Genomic DNA, 16,174 nt, shown 5'->3' with positions numbered 1-16,174 from the left:
GTATTTTAATGCGGGCAGGAGGGGACTTCATGTTTATAGTCACCGCGAAGGAAATGTACGATATCGACAGGCATACGATGAAGGAAATTGGTTTGCCGGGGCACGTGCTTATGGAAAATGCCGGAAGGGAGATATTTCGCAACATCATCTCTCTTTTTGAGCGAACAGAGCGGATAACAGTATTCGTTGGAGCAGGAAATAATGGTGGAGACGGTTTTGTCATTGCAAGGTATTTGATGGAACATGATTATAATGTACGGGTTTTCCAAGTGGTTCCTGATGAGTTGATTCAAGGAGATGCCTTGCTGCATAAGAAAATTTATTTGAACAGCAATGGGAAAATATTTTCTCTCATAGACCACGGTGTAGAAGAAATCATCAAAAACTCAGACGTTATTATTGACTCTTTACTTGGAATCGGGAAGAAGGGTGCGCTGCGTGAGCCGTATCAAGACGTGATCAAACGGATAAACGAATCTGATGCCCGGGTCGTTTCTGTTGATATTCCGTCCGGGTTACCGGCTGATGAAGGAGTGCCATTTACTGTGGCTGTACAAGCGGATTACACGTTTATTGTCGGAGCTATGAAAATGACTGCGGTTTTACCTGACACGGCCAGCTATTACGGGGAATGGAAAGTCGTTGAGATTGGCTTCTCCAAGCGGACGATGGAGAAATATACGACCCGCCGCTTATACGGTAGCGATCAGTTCCAAGCAACCCTTCCAAGGAGACGGGCGTACGCACATAAAGGAGACCATGGTAAGGGTTTTATCATTGGTGGGAGTGCAAGGATGCCAGGAGCGATTACTATGGCTACGGAGGCAGCGCTTGTCGCAGGGGCAGGCTTAGTGACTGCAGGAACGTTGCAGGAAATTATCCCAATTATCGCTTCCCGGATACCAGAAGCGATGTTTAAGATATTGAAGGAAGAAGACGGGCTGTTAGTCTGGGATAATCACTTGGATGTATCAGCGTATGACGCAATCGCTGCCGGTGTCGGAATGGGCCGTAGTAAGCAGGGGGAGGAGCTAATAAAGCAGGTGCTAAAGGCAGCGACTTGTCCTGTTTTGGTTGATGCCGACGGATTATATCATTTAAGCAATTTACTCCCCATACTGAAGTCGAGAGATGCTGTGACAATTGTAACGCCTCACGCTGGAGAAATGGCCAGGCTTCTCGAGCTGCGGATAGAAGAAACGTTAACATCCCCTTTTCAGCATGCGAAAGACTTCGCAGAGGACTACGGAGTCTATGTCGTGTTAAAAGGGAAGTACACCATTATTACGAGCCCGGACGGTAAGCAGGTGGTTGATGCAACCGGAAATCCCGGTCTTGCAAAAGGCGGTAGCGGTGACGTACTCACAGGGATAATGCTCGCCATGATTTTACAAAACCAAACCATTTTTTCCGCCATCTGCAATGCTTGTCACCTTCATGGTACGAGTGCTGATTTAGCAGTACAGCATAAGCATAGTGTCTATGATCTAACGGCGACAGATATCATCGCCTGGATTCGTGAAGTATATCGTATGATTTCCTGATAAACGTGATTTGTTCCCTTTGTTAATTGAGACAAGGGAGATATGTGTATGAAGAAGCGCTATCTTGGAATATTCCTCATCGTCATCAGTATTGTCATCCTTTCAGCATGTGGAGAGAAATCGGAGGAAGATGTTGTCGAAAAACTGTCCGACACGTTGGAGGAAATGGATGGTTATAAAGCAGAAGCAGAAATGACGATGAAGACAGGACAGGAAGAACAGCGGTTTACGATTGATATTTGGCATCAGAAAGAGGATTATTATCGCGTGAAGCTCGGTTCTCAGGAAGATGACAAGGGTAGTCAAATCATATTGAAAAATGAAGACGGAGTGTTTGTGTTAACTCCAGCCCTTGAAAGAAGTTTCAAATTCCAATCGGAATGGCCGGAAAACAGCAGCCAGCCTTACCTTTACCACTCGCTCGTCAAAGACATATTAGATGACGAGGAAGCAAGCTTTGAAGCAACAGAAACCCATTATGCGTTTAAGACAAAAACAAATTACCAAAACAATACGAACTTGCCGTACCAGCAGATTCTTTTTGACAAGAAAACATTCTATCCAACTGCAGTGCAAGTATTGGACGTCGATGATAAAGCAGTCGTAGAAGTCCAGTTTCATGCATTTGATACAGCAGTAAGCTTTGAGTCCGATGATTTTGCCATGGAGAAAAATATGGAAACAAACAGTGACGCTCCGACATTCAGTAGTAATGAAGAGGAAGTCTTTACCGTACTTCATCCGCTTTATACAGCCGGTGCAGAAGCAGTTGACCGGAAAGAAATGGAGCTCGATAACGGAAAACGAGTCATTTTGACGTATGGCGGTGAGAAGGATTTCACCCTCGTTCAGGAGATGCGTACCGACGTTCCAACACTAATGACACCTGAAGCAGTAAATGGGGAAATTGTGAATCTCGGTTTTACAATCGGGGCATTGACGGACGACACACTCCATTGGAATCATGAAGGCATTGATTACACATTGGCAAGTGACAGTCTAACGAAAGAAGAATTAATTGAAGTTGCCCAGTCCGTCCAAGGCCAAGAAATAAAATGAATCCCAAATGCACTTGAATAATCCCCTTAAGATTGATACAGTAAGACAAACTGTTACTCATCTTAAGGGAATATTTTTGCAAAATACACCGCTTCCATGCCCAACATTCATAATTAGCGAAATCTATAGCTAGACATGCCAAACACTTTCATACAGCGTAAGTATTTTGTGTATTCATTTTATTGGCGTTCTAATTACCGTTCAGTTGCCCGGCGGACGGATGCTTTCCACGAGCACGGCCTCAGCCTCCTCGGAAGAAAACCGCTTCCTGCGGGGTCTTCGGACTCGTGCTATTCCCGTAGGAGTCACCGTCCGCCGGGCAACTGAACTGGTCTAAAGGATTATTTTAAAAAGAAATTATTCCGTTATGATAAGGATTGTACTTCTGGAATATTAAACAGTAATCCAAATCACGCTTTTCCTCGGAGCAGTCCAGACACCTCGAGACTCCTGCAGGAGGAAAGGCATAGGTGAGACCCCGCAGTACGCAAAGCGTACGAGGAGGCTCACCAGCCGCCTGCGGAAAGCGAGAGGTGTCTGGACTGCGGACTTCCAGATGAAAGTTGCACTTACGCTGAATGAAAGCAATATTAGAGCCTTTTTAAATATTATTCGTCTAAATGTTTAAGGTTTGAGGTTGGGAGAAATAATTGTATTTACATCTGCCAATATGAACATATACCCTAATTTGCAAGGGAAAAAACGAAGAAAATTTGTTTTTTTGTAAGAAAACTATCGGAATCCCTTTGCATTCAAGCGTATTCAATGATACTATTAAGTAGAAATTATATTATATGTTCATCAGTTGGCGGAGGTGCATCATTTTGTCAGAGGGTTTACAGGAAGTGATGGTTAAATTACCTAAAAATCTTCTTAACGAGGTGGATGGTTTGGTGAAAAATGATAATGGTGATTTAAGTGAGTTCATTTATCAGGCAACGAAGAACTATTTAGAGCAGAAGAAACAGGCGCATTTCCAGCAATTTATGGAAACGATGCGACGCGGTTATGAAGAAATGGGCCACATTAATCTTAACATAGCTTCAGAGGCTTTCCAGGCTGAAGAGGAGGCTGATGACACCCTAGAGCGCACTGTGATCGGGGTGTAGCATTTGAACGTGCAAAGAGGCGAGGTATACTTCGCTGACTTATCTCCTGTGGTTGGATCCGAACAGGGAGGAGTGCGTCCGGTATTGATTATCCAGAATGATATCGGAAATCGTTTTAGTCCAACGGTAATTGTAGCAGCTATCACAGCACAAATCCAAAAGGCTAAGTTGCCTACCCATGTTGAAATCGATGCCAAAAAATATGGTTTTGACCGAAATTCTGTTATTCTCTTGGAACAGATTCGAACGTTGGATAAGCAGCGATTAACAGATCGAATAACAAGACTAGATAAAGAAATGATGGAGAAAATTAACCGGGCGATTGAAATAAGCCTAGGGCTGAAGGATATATATGATCATTGATGAAACCTTTCAACTATAATAATTGGAAGGTTTTTTTGTGCTTTCCTTACTATTGAAATAGTCCTTCTTTCTCTTTTTGGCGGGGAGTTGGTATGGTACGATTTTTAAAGAATGGTTTTTTTAGGCATTTTCGTACAAAATACGATGCATTCTTAATTAGACGCGAATTATTGGATGATAAAGTGAAACTTCATTCTGTGGGGATCTTTACCCCCACAGAATGTTAGTTGAACAGAATCAGGTACTTACGGACTGTATATCCCCTCTCCTCTCACATGTTGGGCTTCTCTCCTGTTTAGAGATGAGGGGGATTATAGACCGTTAATACGTGATAAAGTGAAACTTCATTCAGTGGGGGATCTTTACCCCCCACAGAATGTTAGTTGAACAGAATCAGGTACTTACGGACTGTATATCCCCTCTCCTCTCACATGTTGGGCTTCTCTCCTGTTTAGAGATGGGGATATTACAGACCGTTAATACGTGATAAAATGGTTTCGCAATAGTCTAACGATGAAAAAGCATGTTATTATAGGGAATAAGCATGAATATAGAAGACGGGGGTATTAAGAGTGGAGACAAAGTTTAAACGAATTGTTCTTGAAAACAGTGATGCTATTGTTCAGATGTGGATGGATAATGTTCGCAATCTGAAGGATGAAAATTACACAACAAATATCGGGGACGAGCTTTACGAAAGCACGAACCGCGAATTTATGAATGTGATTTTTACAAGTATTCAAAGTCAAGGATCGATGGAAGAAGTTGAACAATTCTCCGAGAAAATTATTAATCTTGGCTGGCCACTAAGCTATATTACGGATGGCTTACAAGTATTTAGACGGGTGACCGTTGATTATATCTTGTCTAATCTGGACGATATGGACGATACGGAACAGATTAAAAGTGTATTTCAAAGTGTGGATGACTGGGTGGAACCGATTATTCGCAAGTTGGTAAATGAATACACAGGCAACTGGGAACAGATCGTTTCCTTGCAGCGTGTTGCGCTTCAGGAATTGTCAGCCCCCCTTATCCCAGTAATGGACAGGATTACAATCATGCCGCTTATCGGGACGATTGATACCGAACGGGCCAAGTTAATTATGGAAAATTTGCTGCAAGGTACGATCAACCATAACTCGGAAGTTGTCCTTATTGATATTACAGGCGTACCAGTTGTTGATACGATGGTTGCGCATCATATTATACAAGCAGCGGAAGCCGTCCATTTAATCGGGGCGAAATGTATTCTAGTTGGTATCCGTCCGGAGATTGCCCAAACAATCGTGAATTTAGGCATTGATTTAAGCGATTTTTCGACAAAGAGCTCCTTGAAAAAAGGGTTCATGTCTGCACTGGAAATAACGAACAGGAAAATTGTTCCGCTAGAAGGGAAAAGCAGGGAAGAACAGATAAAGAATATTATTGATTCGATATAAAGGAGAGTGAGATCTTTGCGTATACCAATTCTTAAGCTGAATAATTATCTGCTGATATCGATTCAAACAGAAATAGATGATCAGACAGCTATACAGTTCCAAGAAGATTTATTGGATGAAATATATAAAACAGAGTCTTCTGGAGTAGTGATTGATTTAACATCGGTCGATATCATCGATTCATTCATTGCGAAAGTTCTTGGAGATGTGGTTACAATGTCAGATTTAATGGGGGCGAAAGTAGTATTAACGGGTATTCAACCCGCTGTTGCAATGACATTGATTGATCTAGGAATAAATATGAAAAATGTACCAACCGCATTGGATCTTGAGCAAGGGCTTCTCAAACTCCATAAGGAATTGGGGGTATAATAGATGAATCCTCAGTCCTGTGTGAACATTCATAAAGAGTGGGATATTGTAGGGGCGCGTCAGCTTGGTAGGGAAATGGCGAAAGAAATCGGCTTCAGTACCGTTGATCAAGCTCGAATTGCGACTGCAATATCGGAACTCGCTCGAAATATATATTTATATGCCGATCAAGGGAAGATATCCTATGAAATAATCTATAATAATAGTAGGACAGGGCTGTGTTTAATTGCTGAAGACGAGGGCCCAGGGATTTCTGATATAAGTCAAGTAATGGAAGATGGCTTTACGACATCTGGAGGACTAGGCGCTGGATTGCCTGGAGTAAAACGCTTGATGGATGAATTCGAAGTTTATTCCGAGATAGGGAAAGGTACAACAATTAAAACGGTTAAGTGGCTGCGCTAATTACGAAGCGTACTAGATAATCTTGAAGAGTTATGGAGTGTTTGCTATCAGCTTGCACTCCATCCTTATTATATAAGGTAAGAGAGATGGAGATCGAGATAGGGGGAATACAATGGAGAATTTTTTCGAGGAAAAAGCAGATGAATATAAAAAACTGCTGGCGGAATATATTGAGTTTCAAGATGAAAAAGCACTCTACGGTGTTGAATTGGTCAGCAAAGCTTTTATCAAGCATAATATCTTACCGGAGGAAATTGTCAATATACATATTAAAGCGCTGAAAGAGTTATATCCGGACTTATTCGCTTCCTTTGAACATTCACTTGATTTCCTTTTGGAAGCGATGATATCTTATGGACTTGCCCATCAAGAAATTCAAAACCTCCGAGAACAGCAAATTGCTTTAAAATCGGAAATATCGGTTGCTGCACAGATGCAGAAGACATTATTAAAAACGAAGAAGCCGGATATAGCCGGGCTCGATATCGGTGTTATCAGTGTTCCGGCTAACCAGATGAACGGTGATTACTATAGCTTTTTGCAAAACTTGGATGGTACAATCGGGATTGCAATGGCAGATGTGATTGGAAAAGGTGTACCGGCTGCACTGTGCATGTCGATGATCAAATATTCGTTAGATAGTTTGCCGAAAGAGTCTACGCCACCACCGGTCATTTTGGGGAATTTAAACCGGGTCGTGGAAAGGAACACCGAGTCCAATATGTTCATTACCATGATGTATGGCGAATATAACCCAGAAACGGGCAAACTTGTTTATTCCTTTGCCGGACACGAACCGGGCTACTATTATTGTGCTGATGAGGACCGTTTTACAGAGTTTTCAACAGCTGGTCTTGTTCTCGGTGTTTCCGAAGATGTAGAATATGAACAAGCGGAAATTGAAATCGCAAAAAACGACATGATTGTCTTAATGACAGATGGTGTCACGGAATGCCGGGATGGTGACCGGTTCATCGAAATCGATGAGGTGTTTGATGTGATTCGACAATACTTGCATCTGTCCGCTCAAGATATGGTGCAAGAAGTTTATCGTTATTTTGAAAGGTTGCAAGATTTCCAGCTTCAAGATGATTTTAGTTTATTAATTTTACGAAAGACGGTTTAAGACTTTTTGCAACCGGGTAATAAAGATATGTGTCTAGAAATAGTAAATCCATACATTTAGAATATATTATTAGATGGGGGGATTACCTTGAATCTTGAAATTACACTTACCGAAGAAGGAAACCAATCAATTATAACACTTGCTGGGGAGATAGATGCATATACCGCTCCTGACCTGAAGGAAACATTTGGAATTGTAACGAAAAAAGCCGGACAGGAAGTCATTGTTGATTTGGAACATGTTACATACATGGATAGTACTGGCCTTGGATTGTTCATTGGTGCGTTGAAGTCCACTAAAGAGAATGATAGTGAGCTAAAGTTGGTGAACCTCCAAGACCGCGTTTACCGTCTATTCCAGATTACCGGGCTGGATGAAATTATGGATATTAAGGCAGCGATTAGAGGTGGAAATGAATAATGGAGAAGTTTGAATTTGTTGAAATGACAATCCCGGCTAAAGCAGAATATATTGGTGTCATTCGATTGAGTCTCTCTGGTATTGCGAACCGAATGGGCTTTTCCTATGAGAGTATAGAGGACTTAAAAATTGCCATTTCAGAAGCGATAACAAACGCAGTCACCCATGCCTATGAAAAGGATGAAAAAGGTGAGATCCAAATTGGCTTCGGTATCTATGAAGATCGTCTTGAAGTGATGGTTGCAGACCGAGGAGTTAGCTTTGATGTAGAAGAAGTCCGTAAAAAGGCAGGTCCATACAAGAAATCAAAACCAGTGGAGGATTTACAGGAAGGTGGGTTTGGTCTTTTCCTAATCGATGCACTAATGGATAAAGTAGAAATACATGATCATAGTGGAATTATTATCATTATGACTAAATATATAAATGAAGCAGAGGTGGGTCTAGATGGCGACCGAATCTCAACCACATCATAAAGGAAGAGATGAGGTATACCAATGGATAAGACATTTACAAGAAAACCCCACTGATGAAGCAGTTCAGGAAAAGATTGTATTACATTATAAAGACCTGGTGGGATCCATTGCAAGAAAATATTCAAGAAACAGCATTATTTATGAAGATCTCACGCAGGTTGGGATGATTGGTCTTTTAGCCGCTGTGAAGAGGTATGATGAAACGTTCGGGAAATCGTTTGAATCCTTTGCGATTCCGACGATCATTGGTGAAATTAAACGCTACTTGCGTGACAAAACATGGAGTGTCCATGTCCCGAGGCGAATTAAAGAACTTGGGCCGAAAATTAAAAAGGCAGTTGATGAGCTGACAAGGGCGAATCAGAAATCTCCTACGGTGGAAGAAATTGCAGATTACCTGGAAGTTTCTGAAGAAGAAGTGCTGGAAACGATGGAAATGGGTAAAAGTTATAAAGCACTTTCCGTTGACAGAAAAGTTGAAGCGGATTCGGAAGGAAGTACAGTTGCAATACTAGATCTCGTCGGAGATGAAGATACGAGTTATGATACAATCGATCAGCGAATGATCCTCGAGAAAGTAATGCCGATTTTATCCAAGCGGGAGCAGCTTATTTTACAATACACGTATTTTGAGAATAAGAGTCAGAAGGAAACGGGTGAAATATTAGGTATTTCGCAGATGCACGTCTCCAGATTACTTCGGAAAGCCTTATTAAAATTAAGGGAAGCAATCCAAACGGACCAATCCGAGGTGTTGGATTAATATGGGACAATCAAATGTATTTGTTTCCGTGTACCAACAGCCAAAGCAAGGGAATACTTTTTGTGGAGACAGTTATTTCTACAATGAGACAGAGGATCATTTTATTTGTGCGATCGCTGATGGGCTCGGAAGTGGAGAGTATGCTATGGAATCTTCCCAGGCGGTCATTGACATTATTAAAGAGAACAATCATGTTAGTGTGGAAGAACTCGTTAGAAAAAGCAACGAAATTTTATATGGGAAGCGTGGGGTAGTCCTCGGTATCTTGAAGATGGATTTCCGGTCCGAGGTCTACTCTTTCTCTTCAATTGGAAATATCGGGATTATGACAGTGACTGATGATCGAGTGAAAAAGCGTAATATCCCGAACACTGGCTATCTGGCGGGGTATAAGCGCTCCATTAAAGTGGAAAACTATAAGTTGAACAAAGGCACTAATTTTATTATGTTTTCAGATGGTGTGAAGGATAAAGAGTTATCCCACTGTTATTTCACCGATAAAGATGTAAATAGAATTACCAAATCCTATGAATTAACTTCTGAACCAAATCGCAGCGATGATACGACGCTAATTGCGATAAGGTATGATTGAGGAGGAATATGGAGAACCGGTGCTAGGCGCCGGTTTTTTCGCGTGAAGCTGACGCTATATCCTGAATTCTGGTAAAATAGAGGAATAAGGAGGAAGATATGTCGATGAGTTATGATAATGAGTTATTTCAATTGGTAGCTAGAGAAACAAATATAAAAACGCCTGTAATTGAAAAAGTTATTGCTTTATTTGATGAGGGAAACACTGTACCTTTTATTGCGCGTTACCGAAAGGAAATTACAGGTGGACTTGATGAAGTAGAAATTAAATTGATTCAAGATAAATGGACGTACGCACTTCAATTATCCCAGCGTAAAGAAGAAGTGTTGCGCATTATTAAGGAGCAGGGCAAGTTAACGGAAGAACTGGCATTGGAGATTAAATCAGCAACCCAGTTACAGCGGGTGGAAGATTTATATCGGCCATATAAACAGAAGCGAAGAACCCGGGCAACGAAGGCGAAGGAGAAAGGTCTTGAACCGCTCGCAACTCTAATTTGGGAACAAAACGATATTGATTTACATAAAGAAGCGGAAAATTATTTGTCCGATGAGTATGAATTAACTACAGTGGCAGAAGTGCTAGAAGGTGCGAATGATATAATCGCTGAATGGATTTCTGATATTCCAGAGTACCGGGAATATATTCGAGAGGAGACATGGAAGCGTGGTAAGCTCGTTTCCGAAGTGAAGAACGAGGAACTCGATGAAAAGAAAGTATATGAAATGTATTACGAATACGAAGAAAATATCCGTTCGCTTGTATCGCACCGTATCCTCGCGCTTAATCGCGGAGAAAAGGAAGATGTTTTAAAAGTATCCATTCAGCCACCAATCGAGAAGGTTGTCGACTATTTGAACCGGAAAACGGTGAAGCGTTCTACTACTGGTGCGGTTGCTGAGTTTTTAAAGCTTGCGGTAGAGGATAGTTATAAACGATTGATCCAACCCTCAATTGAAAGAGAGATCCGGAATGCACTGACTGAAAAAGCGGAGGACCAAGCGATTGACGTCTTTGCCGTAAATTTAAAAAACCTACTCCTCCAGCCGCCATTAAAAGGAAGAACAATCCTTGGTGTCGACCCTGCATTCCGGACAGGCTGCAAGTTAGCTTTAGTTGATGAAACAGGGAGAGTTCATGACGTCTCTGTGATCTATCCTACAGCTCCGAGACTCGACGTGAAAGGTGCAGAGGAAACAGTCCTTCATTTTATTGAGAAATATAAGGTGGAACTAATTGCGATTGGGAATGGCACGGCATCCCGGGAGACCGAGCAATTTATTTCTGATTGTATTCAAAAAAATGGGCTCGACATTCCGTATATTATTGTGAATGAAGCAGGGGCGAGTGTGTACTCTGCATCAGAACTTGCACGGGAAGAGTTTCCTGATTTACAAGTAGAGGAACGGAGTGCTGCTTCAATTGCCCGCCGTGTGCAGGACCCGCTTGCAGAACTTGTAAAAATCGATCCCAAGTCGATTGGTGTTGGTCAATATCAGCATGATGTCAGTCAGAAAGCGTTGAATGAGTCTTTAACATTTGTCGTAGAAACAGCTGTTAACCAAGTTGGTGTTAATGTGAATACCGCCTCTACTTCTTTATTACAATATGTATCTGGTCTAAGTAAGACCGTAGCCAATAATATCGTAACAAGACGAAATGAGGAAGGAAAGTTCACGAATAGGAAACAATTGAAGAAGATTCCACGGCTCGGGGCTAAAACTTATGAACAAGCGATTGGTTTCTTGCGGGTTATTGATGGAGAAAACCCGCTTGACCGGACACCGATTCACCCGGAGAGCTATAAACCGACAGAAGAACTTCTGAAATTATTAGGCTATACAATAGAAGATATCGGAACAGACGAATTGCGTGAAAAGTTTAAGACAATCAGTAGTAAAGAGATTGCTGAAGAACTAGCTATCGGTGAACCGACATTAAAGGATATTATCGATGCACTAAGCCGTCCGGAAAGAGATCCGCGCGATGATTTCCCGCAACCTTTATTGAAGCGGAATGTTTTATCTCTCGAAGATTTAAAACCGGGAATGGAGATGCAAGGTACCGTACGTAATGTTGTCGACTTTGGTGTCTTTGTCGATATTGGAGTAAAGCAAGACGGACTCGTGCATATATCTAAAATGTCCACTAAATTTGTGAAGCATCCAATGGACATTGCTTCTGTTGGGGATGTTGTGACGGTTTGGGTGGAAAATGTAGATGAAGAAAAAGGGCGTATAGCCCTTTCCATGGTGACAAACTAAAAAATCTGCTGAGGAGCACTTGATGCTCCCAGCAGATTTTTTCATTCTTGCCGTCCAGCGATTAGCGAGACTTTCTTCACCCCTGTACCATCCTAGGAGGCACATTCCGTACGTCGCTGCGACTACTGGATGTGCTCGTGCAAATGCTCCTCGGTGGAACGAGTAATTGCAGTCTCAGGTGTTGCGAAACGAATCGCGTTTTAAACCTACATGGGCGCTTTCGCTTTAGAATTTATTCTTTATCAACAGCTGCTTCAACTTCGCTTAGAGAGATACCGAGTGCTTTTGCTACTCCTTCTCCGTAAGCTGGATCAGCTTTGTAGCAGTTGACGATATGTCTTAACTGTACGTCTTTAGATACACCGTCCATGTTTCTTGCAGTGTTTTCGAATAGACGTTGTTGTGCTTCAGGAGACTGAAGACGGAATAACTTACCAGGCTGCTCGTAGAAGTTCTCATCTTGTTCATCGAAGTCCCAGTAATTTGCATCTCCGCCAAGCTCTAATGGTGGCTCCTGATGCTCTGGGCTGTCTTCCCACTCACCATAGCTGTTCGGGTTGTACGATACGTGTCCTCCTTGGTAAGGAACGATACGCATTGCACCGTCACGGTGGTATGGGTGGAAGTTCTCAGCGTTTTTCGGATAGTTAACTGGAATTTGCCAGTGGTTAACACCTAAGCGGTAACGTTGTGTATCACCGTAAGAGAATAGTCTTCCTTGAAGCATTCTATCTGGTGAGAATCCGATACCAGGTACAATGTTAGTTGGAGCAAATGCCGCTTGCTCAACTTCTTCAAAATAGTTTTGTGGGTTACGGTTTAGCTCTAATTCACCAACTTCGATTAGTGGGTAGTCACCTTTATACCATACCTTAGTTAAGTCAAACGGGTTGTCTGAATGATTTTTCGCTTGCTCATCTGTCATTACTTGGATGTACATTTTCCACTTCGGATTTTCACCACGATCAATTGCTTCACGTAAATCACGGATACTGCTGTCACGGTCTTTTGCAATTACTTCTTCCGCTTCTTCATCCGTAAGGTTTTCGATACCTTGTTGAGAATAGAAATGGAATTTAACCCAATGACGCTCATTATCAGCGTTGAACATACTATACGTATGACTTCCAAACAAATGCATATGTCTGAAGTCTTTCGGAATACCACGGTCAGACATGATAATTGTTACTTGGTGTAATGCTTCTGGAAGGCTACTCCAGAAATCCCAGTTTGCTTGTGCGTTATGCAAGTTTGTTACTGGGTCTTTCTTCACGACGTGGTTTAAATCAGGGAAACGCTTAGGATCTCTAAAGAAGAATACAGGGGTGTTGTTACCAACTAAATCCCAGTTACCTTCTTCTGTATAGAATTTCAAAGCTGCTCCGCGGATATCACGTTCTGCATCAGCAGCACCACGTTCACCAGCTACAGTAGAGAAACGTGCAAACATTTCTGTCTTCTTACCAACTTCAGAGAAAAGTTTAGCTTTGGTATACTTTGTGATGTCGTTTGTTACAGTTAATGTACCATAAGCACCGCCACCTTTAGCATGCATACGACGCTCTGGAATTACTTCTCTATCAAAATGTGCTAGTTTCTCTAAGAACCAAAAGTCTTCCATTAATAAAGGACCACGGGGACCAGCTGTTTTGGAATCATAATCGTTAGGAACTGGTGTACCAAAAGCTGTGGTCATTTTCATATTCTTTTTGTTGTTTTCCATACTTTTAATTCCTCCCTAATCTATTAACTACAATTATTATAATAACACAATTATTAGCAGATTACTATTAATATAGCCTAATATTTACTGCTTGGAAATACTAAATGCATCAATTAAAGCTAAGCCTCGCTTCAGAATCGAAATGACAGATTATTCCCTTAAGAAGAAGGTTAGAAGAAGATTATTTGGTTATTCATCTTCTTTTTCTCAATTAATAATATTAAATGAGAAAAAGAGGGGATGTAACAGAGTGTTTGGGTCTATTGATAGTCATTCATCTGTATATCTTATACTAGAATTAATTAGAATAACAATAAACTTGCTTTTTAAAAGCAGGACATAAAGATGCGAGCGCTTATTATGATATAATGGGAGAAAAATAGGATAGTAAGGAAGTTATTTACGATGAATGAGCAGAAATTAAAGGAGTTGGTTCACCATCTTTCGGTTACTTTTTTCCATAAACCGTTTAAGGACCAGGTGCGCTTCAATCATAGACTTCGGACAACCGGAGGAAGATATATACCAACGAAACGATTAATAGAACTAAATCCGAAATACGCGCTTGAAACGGATGAAACTGAATTTCATGGTATTATCAAACATGAATTATGCCATTACCATTTACATATTGAGGGAAAGGGATATAAGCATGGTGATCGGGATTTTAAAGAGTTATTAAAGAAGACAGGATCCCCTCGGCACTGCAAACCACTTCCATCTGAAATTAATTCTTTTAAATATAAATATGAATGTTCCCGTTGCGGAAGGTTATATAAAAGGAAACGCAAGGTCGATACTAAGAAATATGTCTGCGGAAAATGTAAAGGGAAATTGGTTGCTATACAATAGGAAGAAACTGAAAAAATGGCCGAGCCGAATCAGCATCTCTTCAGCAGTAAAACATGAAACTTGTAAAAATGCGTTGACGAAATGTAAAAACCATGTTAAATTATATAAGCTAACGTTTTTGGTTGTCCCAAATCGTTAGTTTGAAACATTAAAAAAAGTAGTTGACAAGTGTTCAGCAATAAGGTATTATATTTCTCGTTGACATTATTTAACAGTTCAAACATTCCACAGTAGCTCAGTGGTAGAGCAATCGGCTGTTAACCGATCGGTCGTAGGTTCGAATCCTACCTGTGGAGCCATTCGGAGAAGTACTCAAGAGGCTGAAGAGGCGCCCCTGCTAAGGGTGTAGGTCGGTTTTACCGGCGCGAGGGTTCAAATCCCTCCTTCTCCGCCATTTAAATATATGGCCCGTTGGTCAAGTGGTTAAGACACCGCCCTTTCACGGCGGTAACACGGGTTCGAATCCCGTACGGGTCATCTTTTATAAAAAGATTGAAACGATCGTTTAGAAACAAATCCACAAACAATTTCCCGAAAACGCATAGTATTTGAGAAGCATTTGTTTGCGGAGGGAGTTTCTGGGAGTCGGGGTTAGATTCTAAACTTCTAACTCTATAATATAAGATGAAGTGGGTCCGGTAGTTCAGTTGGTTAGAATGCCTGCCTGTCACGCAGGAGGTCGCGGGTTCGAGTCCCGTCCGGACCGCCATTCGTTGTTGGGCTATAGCCAAGCGGTAAGGCAACGGGTTTTGGTCCCGTCATTCCTAGGTTCGAATCCTAGTAGCCCAGCCATTTATTTTCCCAAACTACACAGTAACGATTTGTGATCAATCGGGATAAAATGATAGACAGACAATTATTAGAAACAATAATTTTATCCTTTTGTTAAAAAACATATTTTATTATGCGGTCGTGGCGGAATGGCAGACGCGCTAGGTTGAGGGCCTAGTGGGAGTTAAATCCCGTGGAGGTTCAAGTCCTCTCGACCGCACTTTTTTTATTTTCTACTATATAACATAAAAGAAATTCTGCGCCCGTAGCTCAATTGGATAGAGCGTTTGACTACGGATCAAAAGGTTAGGGGTTCGACTCCTCTCGGGCGCGTTGGTCGGCGGGAAGTAGCTCAGCTTGGTAGAGCACTTGGTTTGGGACCAAGGGGCCGCAGGTTCAAATCCTGTCTTCCCGACCATTTCGATTATGCGGGTGTAGTTTAGTGGTAAAACCTCAGCCTTCCAAGCTGATGATGAGGGTTCGATTCCCTTCACCCGCTCCATTAAAAGGGGCCTGTAGCTCAGCTGGTTAGAGCGCACGCCTGATAAGCGTGAGGTCGGTGGTTCGAGTCCACTCAGGCCCATCCATCCCTTTCTAAAAAAATAAAACTTTTTCGAGAAAAAGGTTGACTTAAAATGAAATGGATGATATTATATAAAAGTTGCCTCGGAAAAAATGAGGCGGCCAGAAATTTGCTCTTTGAAAACTGAACAAAACAACCAGTATGAAAAGAGGTAAGAAGAAACGTTGGATTTATCTAACGAGAGCTTTTTATCCCTTGAATCAATTTTTGAAGCTAAGAATAGATGACGGTGTCATCTATTACAAACACTTTTATGGAGAGTTTGATCTTGGCTCAGGACGAACGCTGGCGGCGTGCCTAATACATGCAA

Annotated in this window: 15 protein-coding genes, 10 tRNA genes and 1 rRNA gene; 25 read left to right on the top strand and 1 reads right to left on the bottom strand. The window is 41.6% G+C overall.

From position 1 onward, the window contains the following. The first annotated feature begins 29 nt into the window (after nt 1-29). The 13 genes from GN217_RS07165 (at nt 30) to GN217_RS07105 (ending at nt 11,935) form a co-directional block, all read left to right on the top strand. The gene (locus tag GN217_RS07165; protein WP_156855996.1) at nt 30-1,544 is read left to right on the top strand and encodes an NAD(P)H-hydrate dehydratase; all 1,515 of its coding nucleotides are present in this window, start codon (nt 30-32) and stop codon (nt 1,542-1,544) included. Between the two features lie 48 nt (nt 1,545-1,592). Beyond that, on the top strand, nt 1,593-2,603 hold the full coding sequence (locus GN217_RS07160; RefSeq protein ID WP_156855995.1) for a LolA family protein: 1,011 nt from the start codon (nt 1,593-1,595) through the stop codon (nt 2,601-2,603). 824 nt (nt 2,604-3,427) lie between these two features. Beyond that, the gene (locus tag GN217_RS07155) at nt 3,428-3,712 is read left to right on the top strand and encodes a CopG family ribbon-helix-helix protein (RefSeq protein ID WP_156855994.1); all 285 of its coding nucleotides are present in this window, start codon (nt 3,428-3,430) and stop codon (nt 3,710-3,712) included. A gap of 3 nt (nt 3,713-3,715) precedes the next feature. Then, the gene (locus tag GN217_RS07150; RefSeq protein ID WP_156855993.1) at nt 3,716-4,075 is read left to right on the top strand and encodes a type II toxin-antitoxin system PemK/MazF family toxin; all 360 of its coding nucleotides are present in this window, start codon (nt 3,716-3,718) and stop codon (nt 4,073-4,075) included. Nucleotides 4,076-4,647: 572 nt separating this feature from the next. Next, nucleotides 4,648-5,517 (top strand): RsbT co-antagonist protein RsbRA, encoded by an 870-nt coding sequence (locus tag GN217_RS07145; protein WP_156855992.1) that lies wholly within the window; start codon nt 4,648-4,650, stop codon nt 5,515-5,517. A 15-nt stretch (nt 5,518-5,532) separates the two neighbouring features. Then, a complete protein-coding gene (locus tag GN217_RS07140) occupies nt 5,533-5,889 on the top strand; it encodes an STAS domain-containing protein (RefSeq protein ID WP_156855991.1) in 357 nt (118 codons plus the stop codon). Nucleotides 5,890-5,892: 3 nt separating this feature from the next. Further along, nucleotides 5,893-6,294, top strand: a complete 402-nt coding sequence (locus tag GN217_RS07135) for an anti-sigma regulatory factor (RefSeq protein WP_156855990.1) — start codon at nt 5,893-5,895, stop codon at nt 6,292-6,294. A gap of 112 nt (nt 6,295-6,406) precedes the next feature. Continuing rightward, complete coding sequence (locus GN217_RS07130) at nt 6,407-7,420, top strand: PP2C family protein-serine/threonine phosphatase (protein WP_156855989.1); 1,014 nt, start codon at nt 6,407-6,409, stop codon at nt 7,418-7,420. An 87-nt stretch (nt 7,421-7,507) separates the two neighbouring features. After that, a complete protein-coding gene (locus GN217_RS07125) occupies nt 7,508-7,840 on the top strand; it encodes an STAS domain-containing protein (RefSeq protein WP_156855988.1) in 333 nt (110 codons plus the stop codon). After that, nucleotides 7,840-8,316, top strand: coding sequence for an anti-sigma B factor RsbW (rsbW, locus tag GN217_RS07120; RefSeq protein WP_156855987.1), 477 nt, complete (start codon nt 7,840-7,842; stop codon nt 8,314-8,316). Before GN217_RS07125 ends, rsbW begins: the two co-directional genes overlap by 1 nt. Continuing rightward, nucleotides 8,288-9,079, top strand: coding sequence for an RNA polymerase sigma factor SigB (gene sigB, locus GN217_RS07115; RefSeq protein WP_156855986.1), 792 nt, complete (start codon nt 8,288-8,290; stop codon nt 9,077-9,079). The genes rsbW and sigB overlap by 29 nt, the downstream gene beginning before the upstream one ends. 1 nt (nt 9,080) lies before the next feature. Next, entirely contained in the window at nt 9,081-9,671 is a 591-nt protein-coding gene (locus GN217_RS07110; protein ID WP_156855985.1) for a SpoIIE family protein phosphatase, read from the top strand. A gap of 104 nt (nt 9,672-9,775) precedes the next feature. Then, nucleotides 9,776-11,935, top strand: coding sequence for a Tex family protein (locus GN217_RS07105; RefSeq protein WP_370459742.1), 2,160 nt, complete (start codon nt 9,776-9,778; stop codon nt 11,933-11,935). A gap of 232 nt (nt 11,936-12,167) precedes the next feature. Here the strand turns inward: GN217_RS07105 and GN217_RS07100 are convergent, their stop codons facing one another. Then, nucleotides 12,168-13,658 (bottom strand): catalase, encoded by a 1,491-nt coding sequence (locus GN217_RS07100; RefSeq protein WP_156855983.1) that lies wholly within the window; start codon nt 13,656-13,658, stop codon nt 12,168-12,170. 405 nt (nt 13,659-14,063) lie between these two features. Between GN217_RS07100 and GN217_RS07095 the strand changes: the two genes are divergently transcribed. The 12 genes from GN217_RS07095 to GN217_RS07040 all read left to right on the top strand — a co-directional run. Then, complete coding sequence (locus GN217_RS07095; RefSeq protein WP_156855982.1) at nt 14,064-14,510, top strand: SprT family protein; 447 nt, start codon at nt 14,064-14,066, stop codon at nt 14,508-14,510. A gap of 224 nt (nt 14,511-14,734) precedes the next feature. Continuing rightward, nucleotides 14,735-14,809: transfer RNA gene (locus GN217_RS07090), tRNA-Asn, on the top strand. Nucleotides 14,810-14,812: 3 nt separating this feature from the next. Further along, a tRNA-Ser gene (locus tag GN217_RS07085) sits at nt 14,813-14,904 on the top strand. Between the two features lie 11 nt (nt 14,905-14,915). Continuing rightward, nucleotides 14,916-14,987 (top strand) — tRNA-Glu (locus GN217_RS07080). 155 nt (nt 14,988-15,142) lie between these two features. Then, nucleotides 15,143-15,219 (top strand) — tRNA-Asp (locus tag GN217_RS07075). 8 nt (nt 15,220-15,227) lie between these two features. After that, nucleotides 15,228-15,302: transfer RNA gene (locus tag GN217_RS07070), tRNA-Gln, on the top strand. 114 nt (nt 15,303-15,416) lie between these two features. Continuing rightward, nucleotides 15,417-15,501 (top strand) — tRNA-Leu (locus GN217_RS07065). A gap of 39 nt (nt 15,502-15,540) precedes the next feature. Then, nucleotides 15,541-15,614: transfer RNA gene (locus tag GN217_RS07060), tRNA-Arg, on the top strand. Nucleotides 15,615-15,622: 8 nt separating this feature from the next. Next, nucleotides 15,623-15,699: transfer RNA gene (locus tag GN217_RS07055), tRNA-Pro, on the top strand. A 10-nt stretch (nt 15,700-15,709) separates the two neighbouring features. Further along, a tRNA-Gly gene (locus GN217_RS07050) sits at nt 15,710-15,783 on the top strand. A 7-nt stretch (nt 15,784-15,790) separates the two neighbouring features. Then, nucleotides 15,791-15,864 (top strand) — tRNA-Ile (locus GN217_RS07045). Nucleotides 15,865-16,114: 250 nt separating this feature from the next. Further along, a 16S ribosomal RNA gene (locus tag GN217_RS07040) occupies nt 16,115-16,174 on the top strand; the annotation flags it as partial.

It is taken from the genome of Oceanobacillus sp. AG (assembly GCF_009746545.1).
Classification (GTDB): domain Bacteria; phylum Bacillota; class Bacilli; order Bacillales; family Amphibacillaceae; genus Oceanobacillus; species Oceanobacillus indicireducens.
The sequence above is the reverse complement of the archived record's forward strand: the minus strand, read 5'-3'. Positions and strand labels throughout refer to the sequence as shown.